15 protein-coding genes, 1 other RNA gene and 1 pseudogene are annotated in these 17,543 nt (G+C 69.0%); 12 read left to right on the top strand and 5 right to left on the bottom strand.

Annotated elements, in window-relative coordinates:
- Nucleotides 1-3 precede the first annotated feature (3 nt).
- The 9 genes from ACZ7M3_RS15950 (at nt 4) to ACZ7M3_RS15910 (ending at nt 9,467) form a co-directional block, all read left to right on the top strand.
- Nucleotides 4-807: an MlaE family ABC transporter permease gene (locus ACZ7M3_RS15950; RefSeq protein ID WP_054230890.1), complete on the top strand. Its 804-nt coding sequence runs from the start codon at nt 4-6 to the stop codon at nt 805-807.
- 5 nt (nt 808-812) lie between these two features.
- A complete protein-coding gene (locus ACZ7M3_RS15945; protein ID WP_472063793.1) occupies nt 813-2,057 on the top strand; it encodes an MCE family protein in 1,245 nt (414 codons plus the stop codon).
- Complete coding sequence (locus ACZ7M3_RS15940) at nt 2,054-3,136, top strand: MCE family protein (protein WP_472063791.1); 1,083 nt, start codon at nt 2,054-2,056, stop codon at nt 3,134-3,136. Before ACZ7M3_RS15945 ends, ACZ7M3_RS15940 begins: the two co-directional genes overlap by 4 nt.
- Before the next feature lie 236 nt (nt 3,137-3,372).
- The gene (locus tag ACZ7M3_RS15935) at nt 3,373-4,398 is read left to right on the top strand and encodes an MCE family protein (RefSeq protein WP_472063904.1); all 1,026 of its coding nucleotides are present in this window, start codon (nt 3,373-3,375) and stop codon (nt 4,396-4,398) included.
- The gene (locus ACZ7M3_RS15930) at nt 4,395-5,519 is read left to right on the top strand and encodes an MCE family protein (protein WP_472063789.1); all 1,125 of its coding nucleotides are present in this window, start codon (nt 4,395-4,397) and stop codon (nt 5,517-5,519) included. The genes ACZ7M3_RS15935 and ACZ7M3_RS15930 overlap by 4 nt, the downstream gene beginning before the upstream one ends.
- Complete coding sequence (locus tag ACZ7M3_RS15925) at nt 5,516-6,814, top strand: MCE family protein (protein ID WP_472063787.1); 1,299 nt, start codon at nt 5,516-5,518, stop codon at nt 6,812-6,814. The genes ACZ7M3_RS15930 and ACZ7M3_RS15925 overlap by 4 nt, the downstream gene beginning before the upstream one ends.
- Nucleotides 6,811-8,088, top strand: coding sequence for an MCE family protein (locus tag ACZ7M3_RS15920; protein ID WP_472063785.1), 1,278 nt, complete (start codon nt 6,811-6,813; stop codon nt 8,086-8,088). Before ACZ7M3_RS15925 ends, ACZ7M3_RS15920 begins: the two co-directional genes overlap by 4 nt.
- A gap of 8 nt (nt 8,089-8,096) precedes the next feature.
- Nucleotides 8,097-8,615, top strand: a complete 519-nt coding sequence (locus tag ACZ7M3_RS15915; RefSeq protein ID WP_472063783.1) for a hypothetical protein — start codon at nt 8,097-8,099, stop codon at nt 8,613-8,615.
- Between the two features lie 48 nt (nt 8,616-8,663).
- Nucleotides 8,664-9,467 carry a hypothetical protein gene (locus ACZ7M3_RS15910; protein WP_472063781.1) on the top strand — a complete coding sequence of 268 codons (804 nt, stop codon included), beginning with the start codon at nt 8,664-8,666 and terminating at the stop codon, nt 9,465-9,467.
- A gap of 192 nt (nt 9,468-9,659) precedes the next feature.
- On the opposite strand, the gene ACZ7M3_RS15905 is transcribed toward ACZ7M3_RS15910, so the two are convergent.
- Together ACZ7M3_RS15905 and ACZ7M3_RS15900 are read right to left on the bottom strand one after the other, a co-directional pair.
- Nucleotides 9,660-10,199, bottom strand: a complete 540-nt coding sequence (locus ACZ7M3_RS15905; RefSeq protein ID WP_472063779.1) for an AMIN-like domain-containing (lipo)protein — start codon at nt 10,197-10,199, stop codon at nt 9,660-9,662.
- Between the two features lie 255 nt (nt 10,200-10,454).
- Nucleotides 10,455-11,270 (bottom strand): SAM-dependent methyltransferase, encoded by an 816-nt coding sequence (locus ACZ7M3_RS15900; protein ID WP_472063777.1) that lies wholly within the window; start codon nt 11,268-11,270, stop codon nt 10,455-10,457.
- A gap of 466 nt (nt 11,271-11,736) precedes the next feature.
- Between ACZ7M3_RS15900 and ACZ7M3_RS15895 the strand changes: the two genes are divergently transcribed.
- The 3 genes from ACZ7M3_RS15895 to ACZ7M3_RS15885 all read left to right on the top strand — a co-directional run bounded on the left by ACZ7M3_RS15895 (nt 11,737) and on the right by ACZ7M3_RS15885 (nt 15,118).
- The gene (locus ACZ7M3_RS15895; RefSeq protein WP_472063775.1) at nt 11,737-12,597 is read left to right on the top strand and encodes an MAB_1171c family putative transporter; all 861 of its coding nucleotides are present in this window, start codon (nt 11,737-11,739) and stop codon (nt 12,595-12,597) included.
- A 4-nt stretch (nt 12,598-12,601) separates the two neighbouring features.
- Nucleotides 12,602-13,786 carry a cytochrome P450 family protein gene (locus ACZ7M3_RS15890; protein WP_472063902.1) on the top strand — a complete coding sequence of 395 codons (1,185 nt, stop codon included), beginning with the start codon at nt 12,602-12,604 and terminating at the stop codon, nt 13,784-13,786.
- 630 nt (nt 13,787-14,416) lie between these two features.
- A complete protein-coding gene (locus tag ACZ7M3_RS15885) occupies nt 14,417-15,118 on the top strand; it encodes a 2'-5' RNA ligase family protein (protein WP_452967308.1) in 702 nt (233 codons plus the stop codon).
- A gap of 204 nt (nt 15,119-15,322) precedes the next feature.
- Here ACZ7M3_RS15885 and rnpB read toward each other — a convergent pair.
- The 3 genes and pseudogenes from rnpB to ACZ7M3_RS15870 all read right to left on the bottom strand — a co-directional run bounded on the left by rnpB (nt 15,323) and on the right by ACZ7M3_RS15870 (nt 17,501).
- Nucleotides 15,323-15,732, bottom strand: an RNA gene (gene rnpB, locus ACZ7M3_RS15880) — RNase P RNA component class A.
- Between the two features lie 64 nt (nt 15,733-15,796).
- Nucleotides 15,797-16,561: pseudogene (locus ACZ7M3_RS15875) on the bottom strand (DMT family transporter); the annotation flags it as partial.
- A 112-nt stretch (nt 16,562-16,673) separates the two neighbouring features.
- Nucleotides 16,674-17,501, bottom strand: coding sequence for an AraC family transcriptional regulator (locus ACZ7M3_RS15870; RefSeq protein ID WP_472063773.1), 828 nt, complete (start codon nt 17,499-17,501; stop codon nt 16,674-16,676).
- Between the last annotated feature and the right edge of the window lie 42 nt (nt 17,502-17,543).

The following is a 17,543-nucleotide window of genomic DNA, read 5'->3' as shown; positions in this document are numbered from 1 at the left end:
GTCATGGCGCTGCTGAATCGTCTGGAGGAACTGGGCAGCCAGCTGTCCTTCTACGGCCGCTCGTTGGCGTGGACGGGCCGCACCGTACGCCGCTACAAGAAGGAGATCCTGCGGCTGCTCGCCGAGGTGAGCTTCGGACGCGGCGCCCTCGCCGTCGTGGGCGGCACGGTCGGCGTCATCGCCTTCCTGTCGTTCTTCACCGGCACGGAGGTGGGCCTCCAGGGCTACGCCGCGCTCAACCAGCTCGGCACCTCGAACTTCGTGGCGTTCCTCTCGGCGTACTTCAACACCCGGGAGATCGCGCCACTGGTGGCGGGGCTCGCGCTGTCCGCGACGGTGGGCGCCGGGTTCACGGCGCAGCTGGGCGCGATGCGGATCAGCGAGGAGACGGACGCCCTGGAAGTCATGGGCGTGCCCTCGCTGCCGTTCCTGGTGACCACCCGGATGATCGCCGGTTTCGTCGCGGTGATCCCGCTGTACGTGGTCGGGCTGCTGTCCTCGTACTTTGCCGCCCGCACCATCACCACCGGCTACTACGGGCAGTCGGCGGGCACCTACGACCACTACTTCCAGCAGTACCTGCCGCCGGTCGACGTGCTGTGGTCCTTCGGGAAGGTGCTCGTCTTCGCCGTCCTGATCATCCTGGTGCACTGCTTCTACGGCTACTACGCGAGCGGCGGCCCGGCGGGTGTCGGCGTCGCCGTGGGCCGCGCCGTGCGCACCTCGATCGTCGCGATCAACGTCCTGGACTTCTTCCTGTCGCTCGCGATCTGGGGCGCCAACACGACCGTACGGATTGCGGGGTGAGCCGTATGAGAGTGCTGAGACTGCGGTTGTACGGCGTCGTGTTCCTCGCCGTGCTCGCGCTGCTGCTGTCCCTGTCCGTCGCCGTGTACCAGCAGGTGTTCACCCCGGCCGTACGGATCGAGCTGGAAGCGGACAGCATCGGCAACCAGCTCGATCCCCGCGCCGACGTCAAGCTGCGCGGGCTGCTGGTCGGCGAGGTGCGCGCGGTCCACGCCGACGGGACGAAGGCGACGCTCGACATCGCGCTCAAGCCGGAGTACGTCGCGTCCATCCCGTCCGACGTGCACGCACGCCTGCTGCCCAAGACCCTGTTCGGCGAGAAGTACGTCGACCTGGTCGCGCCCGCGCGCTCTGCGCATTCATCAGCTCGGCCCATCCGCGCCGGGGATGTCATCACCCAGGACCGCACCCGTGTCGGCATCGAGCTCCAGCAGCTGATGAACGACCTGCTGCCGCTGCTGCGGACCGTGCAGCCCGGCAAGCTCAACGCCACGCTCTCCGCGTTCGCCACCGCCCTCGAGGGGCGCGGCGACCGGATCGGCGACAACCTCACGCGCGTGGAGGACTACCTGCACCGGCTCAATCCGCATCTGCCGTCCCTCACCGAGGACTTCGCGCGGCTGGCCGACGTCGCCGAGGTGTACGGCGACGCGGCTCCCGATCTGATGGAGATCCTGCGCAACACCGTCACCACCAGTCGCACCCTGGTCGAACAGCGGGACAGGCTCGCGTCCGCGCTCACCACGACGGCCACTGCCGCGGGTACCGCGGACGACTTCCTCGACGCGAACGGCGACCGGCTGATCACCGTGGGCCGGGTCTCCCGCCCCACGCTCGACCTCTTCGCCCGCTACTCGCCCGAGTACCCGTGCCTCTTTGCCGGCCTGGTGCGCGAGGAGCAGGCATCCGAGCAGGCCTTCCGGGGCGGCAAGATGCACATCACGCTCGAAGTCGTCCGCCAGCAGGGGGCGTACGAACCCGGTGAGTATCCGCGCTACGACGATCGGTCGGGGCCCAACTGCCGTGACCTGCCGCATCCGTCGGTGCCCGCGCCCGGGGTCCACCTCGACGACGGTTCGGCGAAGGGCAGTTCGTCCGGTCCGGGCGGCGTCTCCGCCACCCGGACCGAGCAGCGCGCCGTCGGCTCGCTCGTCGCGCCCGTCATGGGCGTGCCCGCCGACGAGGTACCGCCGATCGCGACGCTGCTGTTCGGACCGATGGCGCGCGGGACGGCGGTGAGCGTCGCATGAGGATCACGAAGACCGCCAGGACTACAAGGACCACAAGGACCACAAGGACGTCAGGAGCCCGGCAGGCCGCCGCCCCGCTGATCAAGTTCAGCCTCTTCGCCCTGGTGACGATCCTGGCTACGGCCCTGCTCGCCGCCACCATCGTCAACATCTCCTTCACCTCCGAGCACACGTACCGCGCGGTGTTCAGCGACGTGACGGGCCTGGAGAAGGGCGACGACATCCGGGTGGCCGGGGTGCGGGTCGGCCAGGTCGAGGGCATCCGGATCGAGGACCGGACGCTGGCGGAGGTCACCTTCACTGTCGGTGAGGACCGGCCGCTGCTGAACAGCACCGGCGCGGTCATCCGCTACCGGAACCTGGTCGGACAGCGTTACGTCGCCCTGACCGAGGGCGCGGGAGACGGCACCCGGCTGAAGCCCGGCGCCACGATCCCGCTGTCGCGCACCCAGCCCGCGCTGGACCTCAACGCGCTGCTGAACGGCTTCAAGCCACTGTTCTCGGCGCTCAGCCCGCAGGACGTCAACCAGCTCGCCACCGAGATCATCCGGACCCTCCAGGGCGAGGGCGGCACCGTCAACAGCCTGCTCGCGCACACGGCTTCGCTCACCACGACGCTGGCCGGCCGCGACAGGCTGATCGGCTCGGTGATCGACAACCTGAACACCGTGCTGGAGACGCTGGACAAGCGCGGCGCCCGTTTCTCCGGGCTGCTCAAGCAGCTGCGTCGGGTGATCTCGGGGCTGTCCGCCGACCGCAAGCCCATCGGGCAGTCCCTGGTGGGGATCGGCGATCTGACGGACGCCACCTCGGGGCTGCTCAAGGACGCGCGTCCGCCCCTGAAGGACGACATCGCCGAGCTGACCGATCTCACCGGAACGCTGAACAAGAACGAGAACACCGTGGAGGGCGTCCTGAAGCGGCTGCCGAACAAGCTCAACGCACTGACGGGGACGGCGTCCTACGGCTCGTGGTTCAACTTCTACCTCTGCGACTTCGACGGCCGGATCGTGCTGCCGAAGACGAAGCAGGTGCTCACTCCTGAGCTGCACGTGGCGAGGGCGAGGTGCGGCGCATGACGAAGCACTTCCTTCCGCGCGGGACCCGTAAGAGCCGCCCGGAGCCGCTGGTCAAGGTCCGCATCGACCCGCCCAAGCTCCCGAAGATTCGGCTGCTTCCGCGCCGGGCCCCCCGCCCCCGCCGCCCCGAACCCCTGGTGAAAGTCCGCATCGACCCGCCCAAGCTCCCGAAGATTCGGCTGCTTCCGCGCCGGGCCCCCCGCCCCCGCCGCCCCAAACCCCTGGTGAAAGTCCGCATCGACCCGCCTCGGATACGGCTTCCACGGATCCGCCGTCCGCGCCTCGCCCCGTTCCGTGAGCGAAACCCCGTGGTGATCGGAGCCGTCGGCCTCACCATTCTCGCGCTGCTGACCGTGGCCGCGTTCAACGCCGACAGCCTGCCGCTGATCGGTGGCGGCGAGACGTACAGCGCGGCCTTCTCGGAGGCGGGCGGCCTCAAGCCCGGCGACGAGGTGCGGATCGCCGGCGTCAAGGTCGGCAAGGTCGAGGACGTCGATCTGGACGGTGACCACGTCAAGGTCACCTTCAAGATCAAGGGCGATCCGGGGTTCGGCACCGAGACCGGCGCCTCGATCCGGGTCAAGACGATCCTCGGCGCGAAGTACCTCGCGCTGCGTCCCAAGGGACCGGGACAGCTGAAGCCCGGCAGCGAGATACCGCTGAAGAGAACGGTTCCGGCGTACGACGTCGTGCAGGCGTTCAGCGATCTCACCACCACGACGGAGAAGGTCGACACCGACCAGTTGGCGAAGGCCCTGGACACCATCTCCACCACGTTCCAGGACTCGCCCGCCGAGGTACGGGCATCCATCAAGGGCCTGTCGAAGATCTCCCGTACGGTCGCCTCGCGCGACAAGGCGCTGGGCGAACTCCTCGACCACGCGAACGGTGTCACGGGCGTACTGGCCGAGCACTCCGAGGACTTCACCGCGCTGGTCAACGACGGGGACCAGCTGTTCAAGGAGATCAGCAAGCGGCGCGAGGCGATCCACAAGCTGCTGAAGACCTCCGCCGCGCTCGGCATCGAGCTCTCCGGCCTGGTCGAGGACAACGACAAGGAGATCGGGCCCGCGCTCAAGGGCCTGAACACCGTGGTGCGGATGCTCGAACGGAACCAATCCAGCCTCGACCGGAGCGTCAAGCTGCTCGCGCCCTACGTCCGGGTCTTCAGCAACGCCCTCGGCAACGGCCGCTGGTTCGACAGCTACGTCCAGAACCTGGTCGCCGCTCCAGTGGTGCCGCGTATGGGAGGCACCCGGTGAAGAACCTGAAGAGGCGCGTGGCCGTGGTCACCGCACTCGCCCTCGTCGCCGCGCTCACCTACGTGCTGTGGCCGCGCTCCGCGTCCGTACACGTCACCGCGTACTTCCCGCGCACCGTCGGCATCTACCCCGGCTCGGACGTCCGCGTCCTCGGCGTCCGGATCGGCGAGGTCGAGAAGATCACGCCGGAGGGCGACCGGGTGCGGGTGGAGCTGAAGTACGACGAAGGCCGCAAGGTGCCGGCGGACGCCAAGGCCGCCGTCATCAACTCCTCGGTGGTCAGCGACCGCTACGTACAACTGCTGCCGGTGTACCGAAAGGGCCCGGTACTGCGGAACGGCGCCGTCATCCCCGAGACGCGGACGGCCGTACCGGTCGAACTGGACCGCGTCTTCGACAGTCTGCACACGACGGCCGACGCGCTCGGCCCCCAAGGCGCCAACAAGGACGGCTCGCTGTCGCGGCTGCTCGGGGTGAGCGCGGACAACCTCGACGGCCAGGGCGAGAACCTCAACCAGACCGTCGAGGACCTCTCGCAAGCCGTCACCACGCTGTCCGACAGCCGCACGGACCTGTTCGGCACGGTGCGGAACCTGCAGGTGTTCACGGCTGCGCTGGCCGCCGACGACAAGAGCGTGCGGTCCTTCAACACCAGCCTCGCCGAGGTCGCCGGACAGCTCGCGGGTGAGCGCAAGGACCTCGCGGACGCGCTCAAGAACCTGGGGACGGCGCTCGGCGACGTGTCCGCCTTCGTGAGGAACAACAAGAAGTCGCTGACCTCGAACGTGCAGGGCCTCAGCAAGGTGACCAAGGTGCTCGTCACCCAACGGGCGGCACTGGCGGAGCTGTTGGAGGTCGCTCCCACAGGTCTGTCGAACCTGAACAACGCCTACAACCCGTCCTCGGGCACCCTCGACACCCGCAACAACGCGCAGCAGGCACAGGATCCGGCCTCGCTGCTGTGCTCCGTACTGAAGACGACCGGCGACGAAGGCGGCAAGAACCCCGACTGCGAGGAGCTCAAAGACCTCTTCGACTCCCTGCCCAAGGTGCCTCAGGGCTCCGCGGTGACGGGAACGGTCGACCGGACGCTCGGCGGAATTCTGGGGGCGAGCGTATGAGCGCACTGCGCAAGGTCGGGGCGGTCGCGTGGGCCGCGGTCGGCTCGCTGCTGCTGTCCGGCTGCGAGTTCAACGGCTGGTACGACGTCCAGCTGCCCGGCGGAGCCGCCGCCGACGGCCACGCGTACCACGTCACCGTCGAGTTCCGCGACGTCCTCGACCTGGTGCCGCAGTCGGCGGTGAAGGTCAACAACGTCACCGTGGGCGCGGTCGAGAAGGTGGAACTGAACGGCTGGCACGCGCGCGTGCGGCTGCGGGTCGCCGACTCGGTGAAGCTGCCCGCCAACGCGGTCGCCGAGCTGCGGCAGACCAGCATGCTCGGCGAGAAGTACGTCGCGCTCTCCGCCCCGACCGGCACGGCCCCCATGGGCCGGCTCGGCGACGGCGACCGCATCCCGCTGTCCCGCAGCGGCCGCAACCCGGAGATCGAGGAGGTGCTGTCCGCGCTCTCCGCGCTGCTCAACGGCGGCGGAGTGGCCCAGCTCAAGACGATCACCGTGGAGCTGAACAAGGCCCTGGACGGCCGGGAGAACCGGGTCAGATCGCTGCTCAAGGAGCTGAACACCTTCATCGGCGGCCTGGACGACCAGCGGAAGGACATCGTCCACGCCCTCGAGGCCGTCGACCGGCTCGCGGGGCGGCTCGGCAAGGAGAAGAAGACGATCGCCCAGGCCGTCGACACGATGCCACCCGCGCTGAAGGTCCTGGCCGACCAGCGGCGCGATCTGACGAGGATGCTCACCGCCCTGTCGAACCTGGGCAAGACGGGCACCAAGGTGGTCAACGCCTCGCACGACGACACGGTCGCGAACCTCAAACAGCTGCGGCCGATCCTGCAGCAGCTGAACAAGGCGGGCGACGATCTGCCCAACTCCCTCGAGTTGCTCACCACTTACCCGTTCCCGCGCAACGCGGTGGACGCCGTCAAGGGGGACTACGTCAACCTCGACATCACCGCGGATCTGGACCTGGCCGGCATCTACGGGAACGTGACGGGCGGCAACTCCGGCCGAGGCAACGGCGATTCCCACAAGCCCGACACTCCCGACCTACCGGATCTCCCCAATCTCCCCGATCTCCCCGATCTGCCGAGCGTGCCGACGCCCACGGCACTGCCGAGCACACCGAGCCTGCCGTCGTCCCCCTCGGTGCCGTCCGGCCCGTCGACCCCGTCGGGCGGCGGCGGGCCGCTGTGCCCGCCGGTGTGCACCAGCAGCTACACCACCCAACGCGGGCTGCCCGAGGGGATCAACCTCGCGCTCGCGGAGCTGATGCTGAAGGGGGTTCAGCCGTGATCACCCGTACGGTCAAGGCCCAGCTGCTGGCCTTCGCCACCGTCACCGCCGTCGGGGTGTCGTACGTCGGCGCCGAGTACACGGGCCTGGTGGACGACGTCCTGGGCCGCGGCTACACCGTGCAAGCGGACTTCGCCGACTCCGGGGGCATCTTCCCCGGCGCCGAGGTCACCTACCGCGGAGTGCCGGTGGGTCGCGTCGGCGCGCTGCGGCTGACCGGCGCCGACGGCGTCTCGGTCGCTCTCGACATCAAGGACGGCACGCCACGCATCCCGGCGGACACCCTCGCCGTGGTGGCGAACCGTTCGGCGGTGGGCGAGCAATACGTAGATCTACAGCCACGTACTTCGCATGGCCCATACCTCCTCGACGGCAGCGCCATCCCGCGCGGCAGCACGCGCGTGCCACTGCCCACGACGGACCTGGTCCTGAGCCTGGACCGGCTGGTGAACTCGGTCGGCAAGGACGATCTACGGGTCACCGTGGACGAGTTGGGCAAGGCCTTCTCGGGCACCGGCCCGAATCTGAGCCGACTGGTGGACTCGGGCAACGCGCTCGTGGAGTCGGCCTCCGCGTCACTCCCCCAGACGATCTCGCTGATCGAGGACTCGCGAAAGGTCCTCAAGACGCAGTCCGACCAGGGCTCGTCCATCAAGTCGTTCGCGCACGACCTGGCGGCTCTCACGGCACAGCTGAAGTCGAGCGACGGAGACCTGCGCAAGCTGATCGGCAACGCGACACCGGCCGCGCAGCAGGTGAACTCGCTGCTGAAGAACATCTCACCGCGACTGTCGGTCCTGCTGGCCAATCTGATCAGCGGCGGCCAGGTCACGCTGGCCAACCTGCCCGGCGTGGAGCAGTCCCTGGTCACCTTCCCGGCACTGGTCGCGGGCAGCTACACGGTCGTCCCGGGCGACGGCACCACCCACTTCGGCCTGGTGGTGAACGCCGACGACCCGCCGCCGTGCACCCAGGGATACGGGACAACGCGGCGCGACCCCTCGGACACCAGCACGCGCGAGGCGAACACCGACGCGCGCTGCACGGCCCCGCGCGGAAGCAAGACGTCGGTACGGGGCGCGCAGAACGCCCCCGGCGCGTCGACCGCTTCCGGCGGCGCGAACCGAACGGCGTACATCACGCCGTACGACCCGGAGACCGGTACCGCGACCGGCCCGGACGGCAGACCGGTCGAGATCGGCTCGACGGGCGGCCAACAGGCGGTGTTCGGAAAGGAGTCGTGGCAATGGCTGCTAGTCGGGCCGATGGCATGAGCGGGACCATGAACAGGACCATGAGCGCGGCCGTGTCGGGCAAGGCCCTGTCGAGCAGAGCGTGGTCGGTGGGGCTCGCCGTGGCGACCGTCCTCACGACGGCGCTGACGATCTGGCTGAGTCTTGGGCTCTACGACCAGCACGACAGGGCGCAGCGGCGCCAGGACATCCTGGCCGCGGCCCGCCAGTCGGCGCTGAACTTCACCTCGCTCGACTACCGGCACTACGACAGGGACAGCGCGAACGTCCTCCAGGGGGCCACCGGCGACTTCAAGAAGCAGTTCGCCGCGCAGACCGAGCAGCTGACCAAGCTCGTCGCGGCGAACGAGTCCGTGTCCGAGGGCCAGATCCTCGACGCGGGCATCGTCCGCTCCGACGAGGACTCGGCCCGCGTCCTGGTGGTCGCCGACAGCAAGGTGACCAACACCGCCGCCCCCAAGGGTGAGTCGCGCACCTACCGCCTACAGCTCGACCTGGTGCACCGAAACGGCCGCTGGCTGACCTCCGACGTCGAGTTCGTCGGCTGACCGCTCCCTCCCCGCCATACGACCCATGAGGACATGAGGAGTAAGACCGTGGCGAAGACGACCACCCGAAGCCGCGGCTCCGGTTCCGGATCCGGCACCCGGCACACCATGACCGCGGCCGCCCGCGCGGCGGCCAAGCGCGCGGAGCGCGGCCACCTCGAACCGGACCCGGCGTCCACCGACGAGGTGGCCCCGGGACGGCCCGAGGCACCGACCGCCGGCCGCACCGTCCTCATCGAGGCCCCCGATGAGGACGGCTGGGACGACCCGCCCGAGCCCTCACCGGAGTGCTTCGAGGAGGACCCACCGCAGAAGGAGGGGGAGCCCCGCCCCGGTACGGCTACGCGACACGGTCGGCGGCGGCTGCTCACCGCCGCCCTGTGTGTCCTTCTCCTGGCGGGCCTGATCGCGGCCACCGTGCTCGGGTGGCGCTACCGGGAGGGCGTGCGGGCCGAACAGGCACGCGGTCAGGCACTCGCGGCCGCACGCCAGGCGGCGCCGGTCGTGCTGTCGTACGACTTCAGGCACCTGGACCGCGACTTCGCCGCGGCCCGCGCCCGGCTCACCGGGCACTTCCGCGACGAGTACCGGAAGACCACCACGACGGTGGTCGGGCCGACGGCCAGGAAGTACCACGGGGTGGTGAAGGCCTCGGTGGCGCAGCCCACCGGCGGCTCCCCGGCGGCCTCCGTGATCTCGGCCTCGGCCGACCGGGCCGTGGTCCTCCTCTTCGTCAACCAGGTGACCACGAGCACCCAGGTCTCGGGCTCCCGTGTGGACCTGAACCGGGTGCGGATGACGGTGGCCCTTACGTCCGACGGCTGGAAGGTGAGCGGGGTCGACGCCCTCTGACAGCGGACGTTTCGCGTGACGAAAGGCGGTGCAGATGGCGTGCACTGCACGGGCCTGTTCGGCGAGGGTGAGCCACTCCGGTGAGCCCCGATCGCGGATACCGCCTGCCCGGCCTGGTCGGCGTAGGCGCGGGCATCGCCGTATTCGACGTACCGCTCGACAAGAGGCGGGCGCACCCCCGGCCGTACGGGATCACCAGGTGTGCGCCACGTCCACCACGAGATGGTTGGCCGTCTGGAAGACCCGGAACGGCAGCCGGGCGCGGACGCCCAGTCCGGCCTGGGTGTAGCCCTCGGACCCACCTGTGAACTTGAACTCCCGGAAGGTCCGGTACCCGGTGACGTTGACGGAAGGAAGCGGCGGGTAGGGCTGTCCGGTCGCCGGGTCGTAGCGCGGGGAGAACAGCGAGATCTCCAGAATGGCTCCGCCCTTGATCGGAACCACGACGTCGCTCGGGTCCTGATGCAGTACGTCGACGTAGCGGACGGTGTAGCCGATGGGGTCGGCCGCCGTGCCCTGGGCGTCGAAGACCAGACGGTCGAAGCACTCGTGCTGTCCGGCCCTCACGTCGGCCAGTCGCCTGGAGGCAACGGAGTCACCGGTCTTGTCCAGGCTCCCCCACGTCACGGCACAGTCCACGGCCGTCGGCGCGGCCACCGCCGGAACCGTGCCGGCCAACAGACCGCCGCCCGCCAGCATCATCGCGGCCAGTGCAGTACCTATCCGTCGCATGACTACCCCCCGGTAGCTCGCGTAGGTGTGTGTCTGTTCAGACCGGCGGCCTTCCGGAAGGTTGTGCGTGGTGGAGCAGCCCATTGCGGCGCAGGGGCCCTTCCAGCACCGACTGCCCCGTGAGAACACAGCGCTTTCCGCGTGCGCAGCCGCCTGACGCTGTTCTTCCTGCTGTTCTACCTCGGTCTGGACATCGCGTGAGCGCGCTCGACCGTCGGCCTGACCGCGCCACTCCTGTCGTTACGGCTTACGTCGTTACGGCTTACGCGCAAGTCCACCGTGCTCGGCGACGACCTCCGGGACGCCCGAACCGGGCTCCGGACGCCACTCCGTCACCGAGACGACACCGGGCTCGACAAGCTCCAGACCGTCGAAGAACGCGGTGATCTCATCAATGGAGCGCAGGTTGTACGGAACGGCGCCGCTGCTGTTGTAGGCGTCCTGGGCCTGCTCGAAGACCGGGTCGATGCCACGCGACCCGTCATTGATGGAGAGGTAACTACCCGAGGGCAGGGCTTCCATGAGCCGGGTGACGATGGAACGGGCCTGATCGTAGTCGGCGACATGGCCCAGGATGTTGCTGAGGATGAGCGCGGTGGGACGACCGAAGTCCAGCGTCTTGGCGGCGACTTCAAGAATGCGATCCGGGTCCGTCACGTTGGCGTCGATGTAGGCGGTCGCGCCCTCCTCGGTGGAGTACAGCAGGGCGCGGGCGTGGGCGAGCACCATCGGATCGTTGTCGACGTAGACGATCCGCGCCTCGGGAGCGAGCCCCTGGGCGACCTCGTGGGTGTTCTGCGCGGTCGGAAGGCCGGTGCCGACGTCCAGGAACTGCCGGATGCCCGCCTCGGAGACGAGATACGCGATGTTGCGACGCAGGAAGCCACGGCTGGAGCGAGCGATGGTGACGATCCCGGGAAAGACCTCGGTGTACGCGTCACCGGCCGCCTCGTCGACGGGGTAGTTGTCCTTGCCGCCCAGCCAGTAGTTCCAGATACGGGCGGAGTGCGGCACCGACGTGTCGATCTTCTGCTGCTCCGCCGGCTCGGGCGTCGTCACAGGGTCGCTCATGAGTCGTGTACGTCCTTCAACCGGGGAGGGGATCGATCGCGGCACATCCTACGATCGAACTCCCTCTTCTGGCCCACTAGTTCATGTATTCCGACTGGTGTGCTGGTCGTGGGACGGGCTGACATCCATGCATCGCTCCCGGTACTCGGCCGCAACTCCTGGATGCGCGCCTGCCGGACTACTCCGGCTCAGATCCGGCCACCGCTGTGCGCGAGACCGACAGGGACACTGAATCGTTCCGGGATCGGTGGGACTCCGGACTGCTCCTCCACTCTGTTGAGCTTCGAGTCGCCAGCGGTTCGGTGACACCCTGTCGCCCGTGTATGGGCGGGACAGGAGCCCTTTCGTGGCCGTTCATGGGTCACGAGCCGTCCACGTGACGCGTCATCGGGAGCAGGTCCATTGAGCGGAGGCGCGGCGCCGCATCCGCCTGCGCCTCGCCCTCCTCGCCGCCTCGGTCTTCGGCATGACGGTGTTGTTCGTGTACGAGCAGATGACGCACCGTTCCCCGCAGGTGTACGCGCTCTACCTGCTCCTCTTCATCTCCTACCTGGGCTTCGCCATCGTCGACTTTCTGCGGCAGGCCGTGCGGCAGTCGAAGTCGACCCGCAGAAGCAGCGTTCGGATCGGTCTCCGGATGGCAGCGGCGGGCTGCGCGTTCGCCCTGGTCTACGCCGCGTACAAGCTCACGGTCCTCTTCTCTCTGGGCTTGGGCCTTCACCTCATACCCGACCACGCGCAGTGCTCCTCGCTGGTCACCTCGCCCTGCGTCTTCAGCGTGACCTCTCCCGCGCTCGCCGTGCTGCTGATCTGCCTCGGCCTCACACTGCCCGCCGTGGTCTATCCGATCAGTCAGACCCGCCTCCACCGCTGGGAGGTGCGCTCCTTCAACGCGCTCGGCCCTCTCTGGCAGGACCTCTCGGCCGTAATGCCAGAAATTGTTCTGCCATCAGGGGGCCTCGACGAGGAGGCGGCGAACGACTCCGACTTTCGCCTTCAACGGCGTGTCATCGAGATCAGCGACGGCGTCCTTGCCCTTCGGCCCTACCGCTCCCAGCTCGTCCAGGAGGCCGCCCAGCGAACTGTCGACACCGGAACGGATGAGGGTGCCGCGATCATCGAGGCCGCTGTCGTCAAGGCAGCGCTGGCCGCGCTGCAGGGCGGCCACCTCGTCGACGAAGTCGCTGCGCCGTCGCCAGTGGACGGCGCTTCGCGGAGGGACCTCCGCGCGGACACGCAGTGGCTTCTACAGGTCACCGATGCCTACGTCCACCGTGTCCCAGCGCGTGTCGCCGACGACGGCCACCCGGAACCAGTTGGAGCCTGACAGCATGGACAACCCGGCCCAAGACCCTCGCTTCCTGCGCGACCCTTATCCCACCTACGCGGCCATGCGCTCCGCGTGCCCCGTGCAGGCAGTTCCCACCGGCTCAAGCGGGCACAGCAGCTACCTGGTCACCGGATACGCGGAGGCCCGACAAGCCCTCAGTGACCCGCGGCTCTCGAAGAACACGGCCGCCTTCTTCGCCGACAAGGGGTCGAGGCGCCGTCTGCACCCTGCGGTCGCGCACAACATGCTGGCCAGCGATCCACCCCAGCACACCCGCCTGCGCAAGCTGGTAACCAATGCCTTCACGACGGGCGCTGTCGCCGAGCTGCGGCCGTTCATCGCCCAGGTGACCGACGCGCTGCTGGACGAGTGGCACGTCGGCGAACAAGTCGACCTCGTCGCCGGCCTGGCGGTGCCGCTACCGGTCATCGTGATCTGCGAACTGCTGGGGGTCCCGGAGGGCGACCGGCCCGAGGTCCAGCGCTGGTCCGCCGAGTTGTTCGCAGCCGGGAAGCCCGACCTCATCGACGCGGCCTCGCACGCCGTGGCCGACTACATGACCGACCTCATCGCCACCAAGCGCCTGCGGCCCGGTGACTCGCTCCTCGACCGCCTCATTTCAGCGCGCGATGGCAACGACCACTTCGGCGAGGAGGAGCTGGTCTCCCTGGCCGTGCTGCTGCTCGTCGCCGGACATGAGACCACGACCAACTTCCTCGGCAACGCCGCCCTGGCGCTCCTCCAGCACCCAGCCGAGCTGGAGCGCCTACGCATCAATCCGGAGGACATCCCTGCCTCGCTGAACGAGTTGCTTCGCTTCGACTCGCCCGTCAGCACGGCCACTTTCCGATTCACCACGGAAGCCGTCACGCTCGGCGGCACAGAGATCCCCGCCGGTGTCTCGGTAATGGTCGCTCTTGGAGCCGCCAACCGAGACCCGGAGCGATTCCCCTCGCCGGACCAGCTCAACCTGGACCGGGAAGCCGCCAGCCACCTCAGCTTCGGCCACGGCATCCATCGCTGCGTCGGCGCTCCCCTCGCCAAGGCCGAAGCCGACATCGCCCTGCGCGCGATCCTGTCCCGCTTTCCCGGGATCCGGCTTGCCGCATCGCCTGATCAACTGGACTGGCGGCGCACCCGCCTGGTGCGCGGACTGGCCTCACTTCCCGTCATGGCCTCGTCATAAGATCGGCAGGGAATTCCGGCATGGGATGTGCTCGACCTGAGGCCCACTCCTCACGAAGCAGGTGGTAGTGAACGGCAGGGGCGTCAGGGGTACGACATCTACCATCGCCTCACGCAGCCAGTACGAGGGCCATCACAGAGGCCGAGGACCTCAGCAGTAACCACCGGCTCCCGGGCGGGCTGACACCGTGCATCTCTTTCGCCCCGTACAGCATCGCCCGCACACTGGCGAACGCCGCTACCGCCCATGTCGCCCTCGGCAACACACGGGAAGTCATCGAGTACGCGGAGCAGGTCGACGAACTCATAGAGCAGTCCGACTCCGACTGGAGCCGGGCCTTGGTCCGCCTGGACGTGGCCACTGCTCTGCTCGCAGGGCCTCAGCCGGATGTGGAGCAGGCCATGGTGCTCGGCAGGCAGGTTCTCGAAGCCGGGGGTGGCCCGCCGATCCGATCGGTCATCCAGCGAGCCGGTGAACTCCACGCCCGTGCGGCATCGTGGCACCAGCTACCTGTCGTCAGGGATTACGCCGAGGCGCTACGCACTTGGCACACCACCCCGTTAACCCGAGCGGTGACCAATTTTGCCAAGGTGGCACGCTTGAGCGATAGCCGTACGAGAAGGGCACCGAGTGCTGCTGACTGAGGATCCCAGCGCGTTTCCCACCGCCCCGCCGCCGAGCGTCGATGACCCCGAGGTCATCGCGGCACACGACTGGGCGGCCTTCGACCGGGTGCAGGAGATGAGTAACCACTGGGACCGGGCTGGGTGGACTCCATCGACGCGGGCCTACTACTGGATGCTCAGCTTCCCCGCCGACTCGGCGCTCGCCGAGCACGCTCGACACTGCCAAGACAAGATCCGAAACCTGAACTTCGACTCCATCGACGCGGACGGTCTGCACCTGACCCTCGGCCGGATCGGCACCACCGACGACGTCTCGCTGGAGCAGTTGGACACACTGCTCGCCATCACAGCCGCGATACCTACAGGCAGGTTCCGGCTCCAGGCCATACCGATGACCGCATCCCGCGGCGCCGTCCGCTACAGCATCGCCCCGTGGACTCCCGTGCTCGACCTCCACTCCAAGCTGTCCGCCACCACCGCGCAATGCCAGCTGCCTTTGCGGAAGCCGACCGCGGTGCTGCGGCCGCACATCGGCATCGCGTACTGCAACCGCCCCACGGATGCCTGCGTTGTCCGGGAAGCGATCCGCCCGCTCCGCGACATGGACAGCGTCGGCGTCCCGGTCGATCACCTGGAACTGGTCGAACTGCGTCGCGAAGACCGCGCCTATCGCTGGCGCACCATCGATCAAGTGGCTCTGAACTGATCGCATCCCCGGCACCCTTCGCAGACGTACCAGCTCAGAGGCGTCCCCGGCTCTCCGCTCCTGGGACTTCTCAGGGACTTTCAGCTCTGCCTGAGGGACTTCCGAGGGACTTTCGGCCGCCTAACGCGGCAAGCTCGTGAAAGACCGGAAAGGGCCTCCGATGCAGGTCGGAGGCCCTTTCCGAGGTAAAGCCGCAGGTGGCGGCAGACGAGTCGGGCTGTACGCCGGGTTCTGTCGCCCGGGCGCCTCGCGGCGGCCGGGGAGACGGCCATCCATCTAGGGCCGGTGTTGCCACCGGCCTCGTGCGGTCTACCCGCGGACTCGGGCGGGCAGCCCTCGATCGTCCGCGCAGAAACACCGAGGTGCTTCCTTTTGACCTTGCTCCAGGTGGGGTTTACCTAGCCGCCTGAGTCACCTCAGGCGCTGGTGGTCTCTTACACCACCGTTTCACCCTTACCGAGGCCCATACGAATACGGTCCCCGGCGGTCTGTTTTCTGTGGCACTGTCCCGCGGGTCACCCCGGGTGGCCGTTAGCCACCACCTTGCCCTGTGGAGCCCGGACGTTCCTCGGGAAGGTCCACAAGGACCTCCACGCGGCCGTCCGCCCGGCTCGTCTGCCGTGTGGACCATGGTACCGGGCGTGGGGCGCGCCTCGGTCCGGCCGTCGCGAGCACGGAGCCGGCCAGGATGAGGGCGAAGGCCGCGACGGTGCCGGGGGTCAGGCGTTCGTCGAGGAAGAGGGCGCCCGCGGCGACGGCGACGGCCGGGTTGACGTACGTGATCACCGTCGCCCGTGTCGGGCCCGCCTCCTTGATCAGTTCGAGGAAGGCCACGAAGGCGACCGCGGTGCAGATGACGCCGAGGCCGGCGAGGGCGGCCAGGATCTGCGGGGAGGGGAGCCCGGAGGGGCGGGTGGCGGCTGCCGCGGGGGCGTAGACCAGGGCCGCCAGGGTCAGGCAGGCGGCCGTGAGGTGGAGCGAGGGGACGTTCTTGAGGTGGCGGGCGACTATGACGGGGGCGGTCGCGTAGCCGATCACCGTCAGCAGTACCTCGGCGAGCGAGCGGGCGTCGCCACCGGTCAGGTGCGGGACGGTGAGGACCGCGACGCCGGACAGGCCGAGGGTCAGGCCCGCCACGCGGCGGGCGCCCAGGCGTTCCGTGTCGCCGAAGAGGCGGGCCGCGGCCACGCCAACGATCGGTACGCCCGCGATCAGCAGGCCCGCCGTGGAGCTGGACAGGTGGCGCTCGGCGTCCGTGAGGGTCCACCAGGGGATCATTATCTCGATGCACGCGAAGGCCAGCATCGGGCGCCAGTACGTCCGTACCGTCCGAGCAAGGCTCCCTTGGCGGATCGCGAAGGGGAGCAGCAACGCCGCGCCCACCGCGCAGCGCGTGAACACCACCGTCGACGGGGACACGCCGTCCACCGCCACTTTGATCATCAGGTAGGGGATGCCCCAGACCACTCCCATCAGGGAGAACAGGAACCAGCCGCGTGCAGTCATGGGGGGAGTTTCGGCTGCCGCGGGGTCAGGTGTCTTGAACGCTGTTGCGCTACGCCGTCGGCGACACGCTTGTCCGGTACGCCGCCGGTGTCACCCCGAGCACCCTGCGGAACCAGCGCGTCAGGTGCGCCTGGTCCGCGAAGCCGACGAGCGGGGCGACCTCGGCGGGGCGCAGCCCGCTCTCCAGCAGGGCGCGGGCCCGGTTCACCCGGTACTGGGCCAGCCAGGCGTACGGCGGTATCCCCATCGTCGTACGGAAGGCGCGCAGAAGCTGGTAGCGGGACAGGCCCAGGTCGACGGCGAGGGAGGCGAGTGACGGGGGTGCCTGGAGTTCGTCGGCGAGGCGGTCGCGTACGGCGTGGGCTATGTGGGCCGCTCCCGGGACCGTGTCGCACGCCGGGCGGGCCGTGGAGTGGCGACGGGCGAGGGCGGCCAGCAGCCAGGGGAGGCGGGACTCGGCCTCCAGGGGGTCGGGGCAGGCGCTCAGGTCCGTGTGGGCGATGCGCAGGGCGGCGGCCAGTTCGGGGTCGTCGAGGACGGGGTCGCGGAAGTGCGGGGGGCTGCCCAGGATTCCCTCGGTGAGCAGGGAAGGCTCGGCGTACAGCGCCCGGTAGGCGTAGCCGTCGCAAGCGGCGGGACCGCCGGTGTGCATCTCGCCCGGGGCCAGGACGACGATCGAGCCGGGGCCGGTGCGGATGCGGCCGCCCCGGTAGTCGATGACCTCGGAGCCGCCGACGCAGACTCCGATGGTGAACTCGTCGTGGGCGTGCGGTGCGTAGCGGTGCTGGTCGAAGTGTGCGGTCAGCAGGTCGAGGGGCGGACCGTCATGGCCGAGAGTGGCCCGGGTCCAGCGGGCCTCTTCACGTCGTGCCCCCATGGCCGCCTCCCCGGTCGTCCCGTCAGGGGTGCAACGCCGGCG

This window comes from Streptomyces sp. NPDC111656, assembly GCF_055656965.1.
Note: the sequence above shows the minus strand (reverse complement) of the source record. Positions and strands in the feature narration are given on the sequence as shown.

Bases quoted from the DNA above. Each gene is read 5' to 3' on its own strand.
- ACZ7M3_RS15890 (WP_472063902.1), top strand. From the start codon at position 12,602: ATGGACAACCCGGCCCAAGACCCTCGCTTCCTGCGCGACCCTTATCCC.
- ACZ7M3_RS15925 (WP_472063787.1), top strand. From the start codon at position 5,516: ATGAGCGCACTGCGCAAGGTCGGGGCGGTCGCGTGGGCCGCGGTCGGC.
- ACZ7M3_RS15870 (WP_472063773.1), bottom strand. From the start codon at position 17,501: ATGGGGGCACGACGTGAAGAGGCCCGCTGGACCCGGGCCACTCTCGGC.
- ACZ7M3_RS15905 (WP_472063779.1), bottom strand. From the start codon at position 10,199: ATGCGACGGATAGGTACTGCACTGGCCGCGATGATGCTGGCGGGCGGC.
- ACZ7M3_RS15895 (WP_472063775.1), top strand. From the start codon at position 11,737: ATGACGGTGTTGTTCGTGTACGAGCAGATGACGCACCGTTCCCCGCAG.
- ACZ7M3_RS15940 (WP_472063791.1), top strand. From the start codon at position 2,054: ATGAGGATCACGAAGACCGCCAGGACTACAAGGACCACAAGGACCACA.
- ACZ7M3_RS15950 (WP_054230890.1), top strand. From the start codon at position 4: ATGGCGCTGCTGAATCGTCTGGAGGAACTGGGCAGCCAGCTGTCCTTC.
- ACZ7M3_RS15945 (WP_472063793.1), top strand. From the start codon at position 813: ATGAGAGTGCTGAGACTGCGGTTGTACGGCGTCGTGTTCCTCGCCGTG.
- ACZ7M3_RS15915 (WP_472063783.1), top strand. From the start codon at position 8,097: ATGAACAGGACCATGAGCGCGGCCGTGTCGGGCAAGGCCCTGTCGAGC.
- ACZ7M3_RS15900 (WP_472063777.1), bottom strand. From the start codon at position 11,270: ATGAGCGACCCTGTGACGACGCCCGAGCCGGCGGAGCAGCAGAAGATC.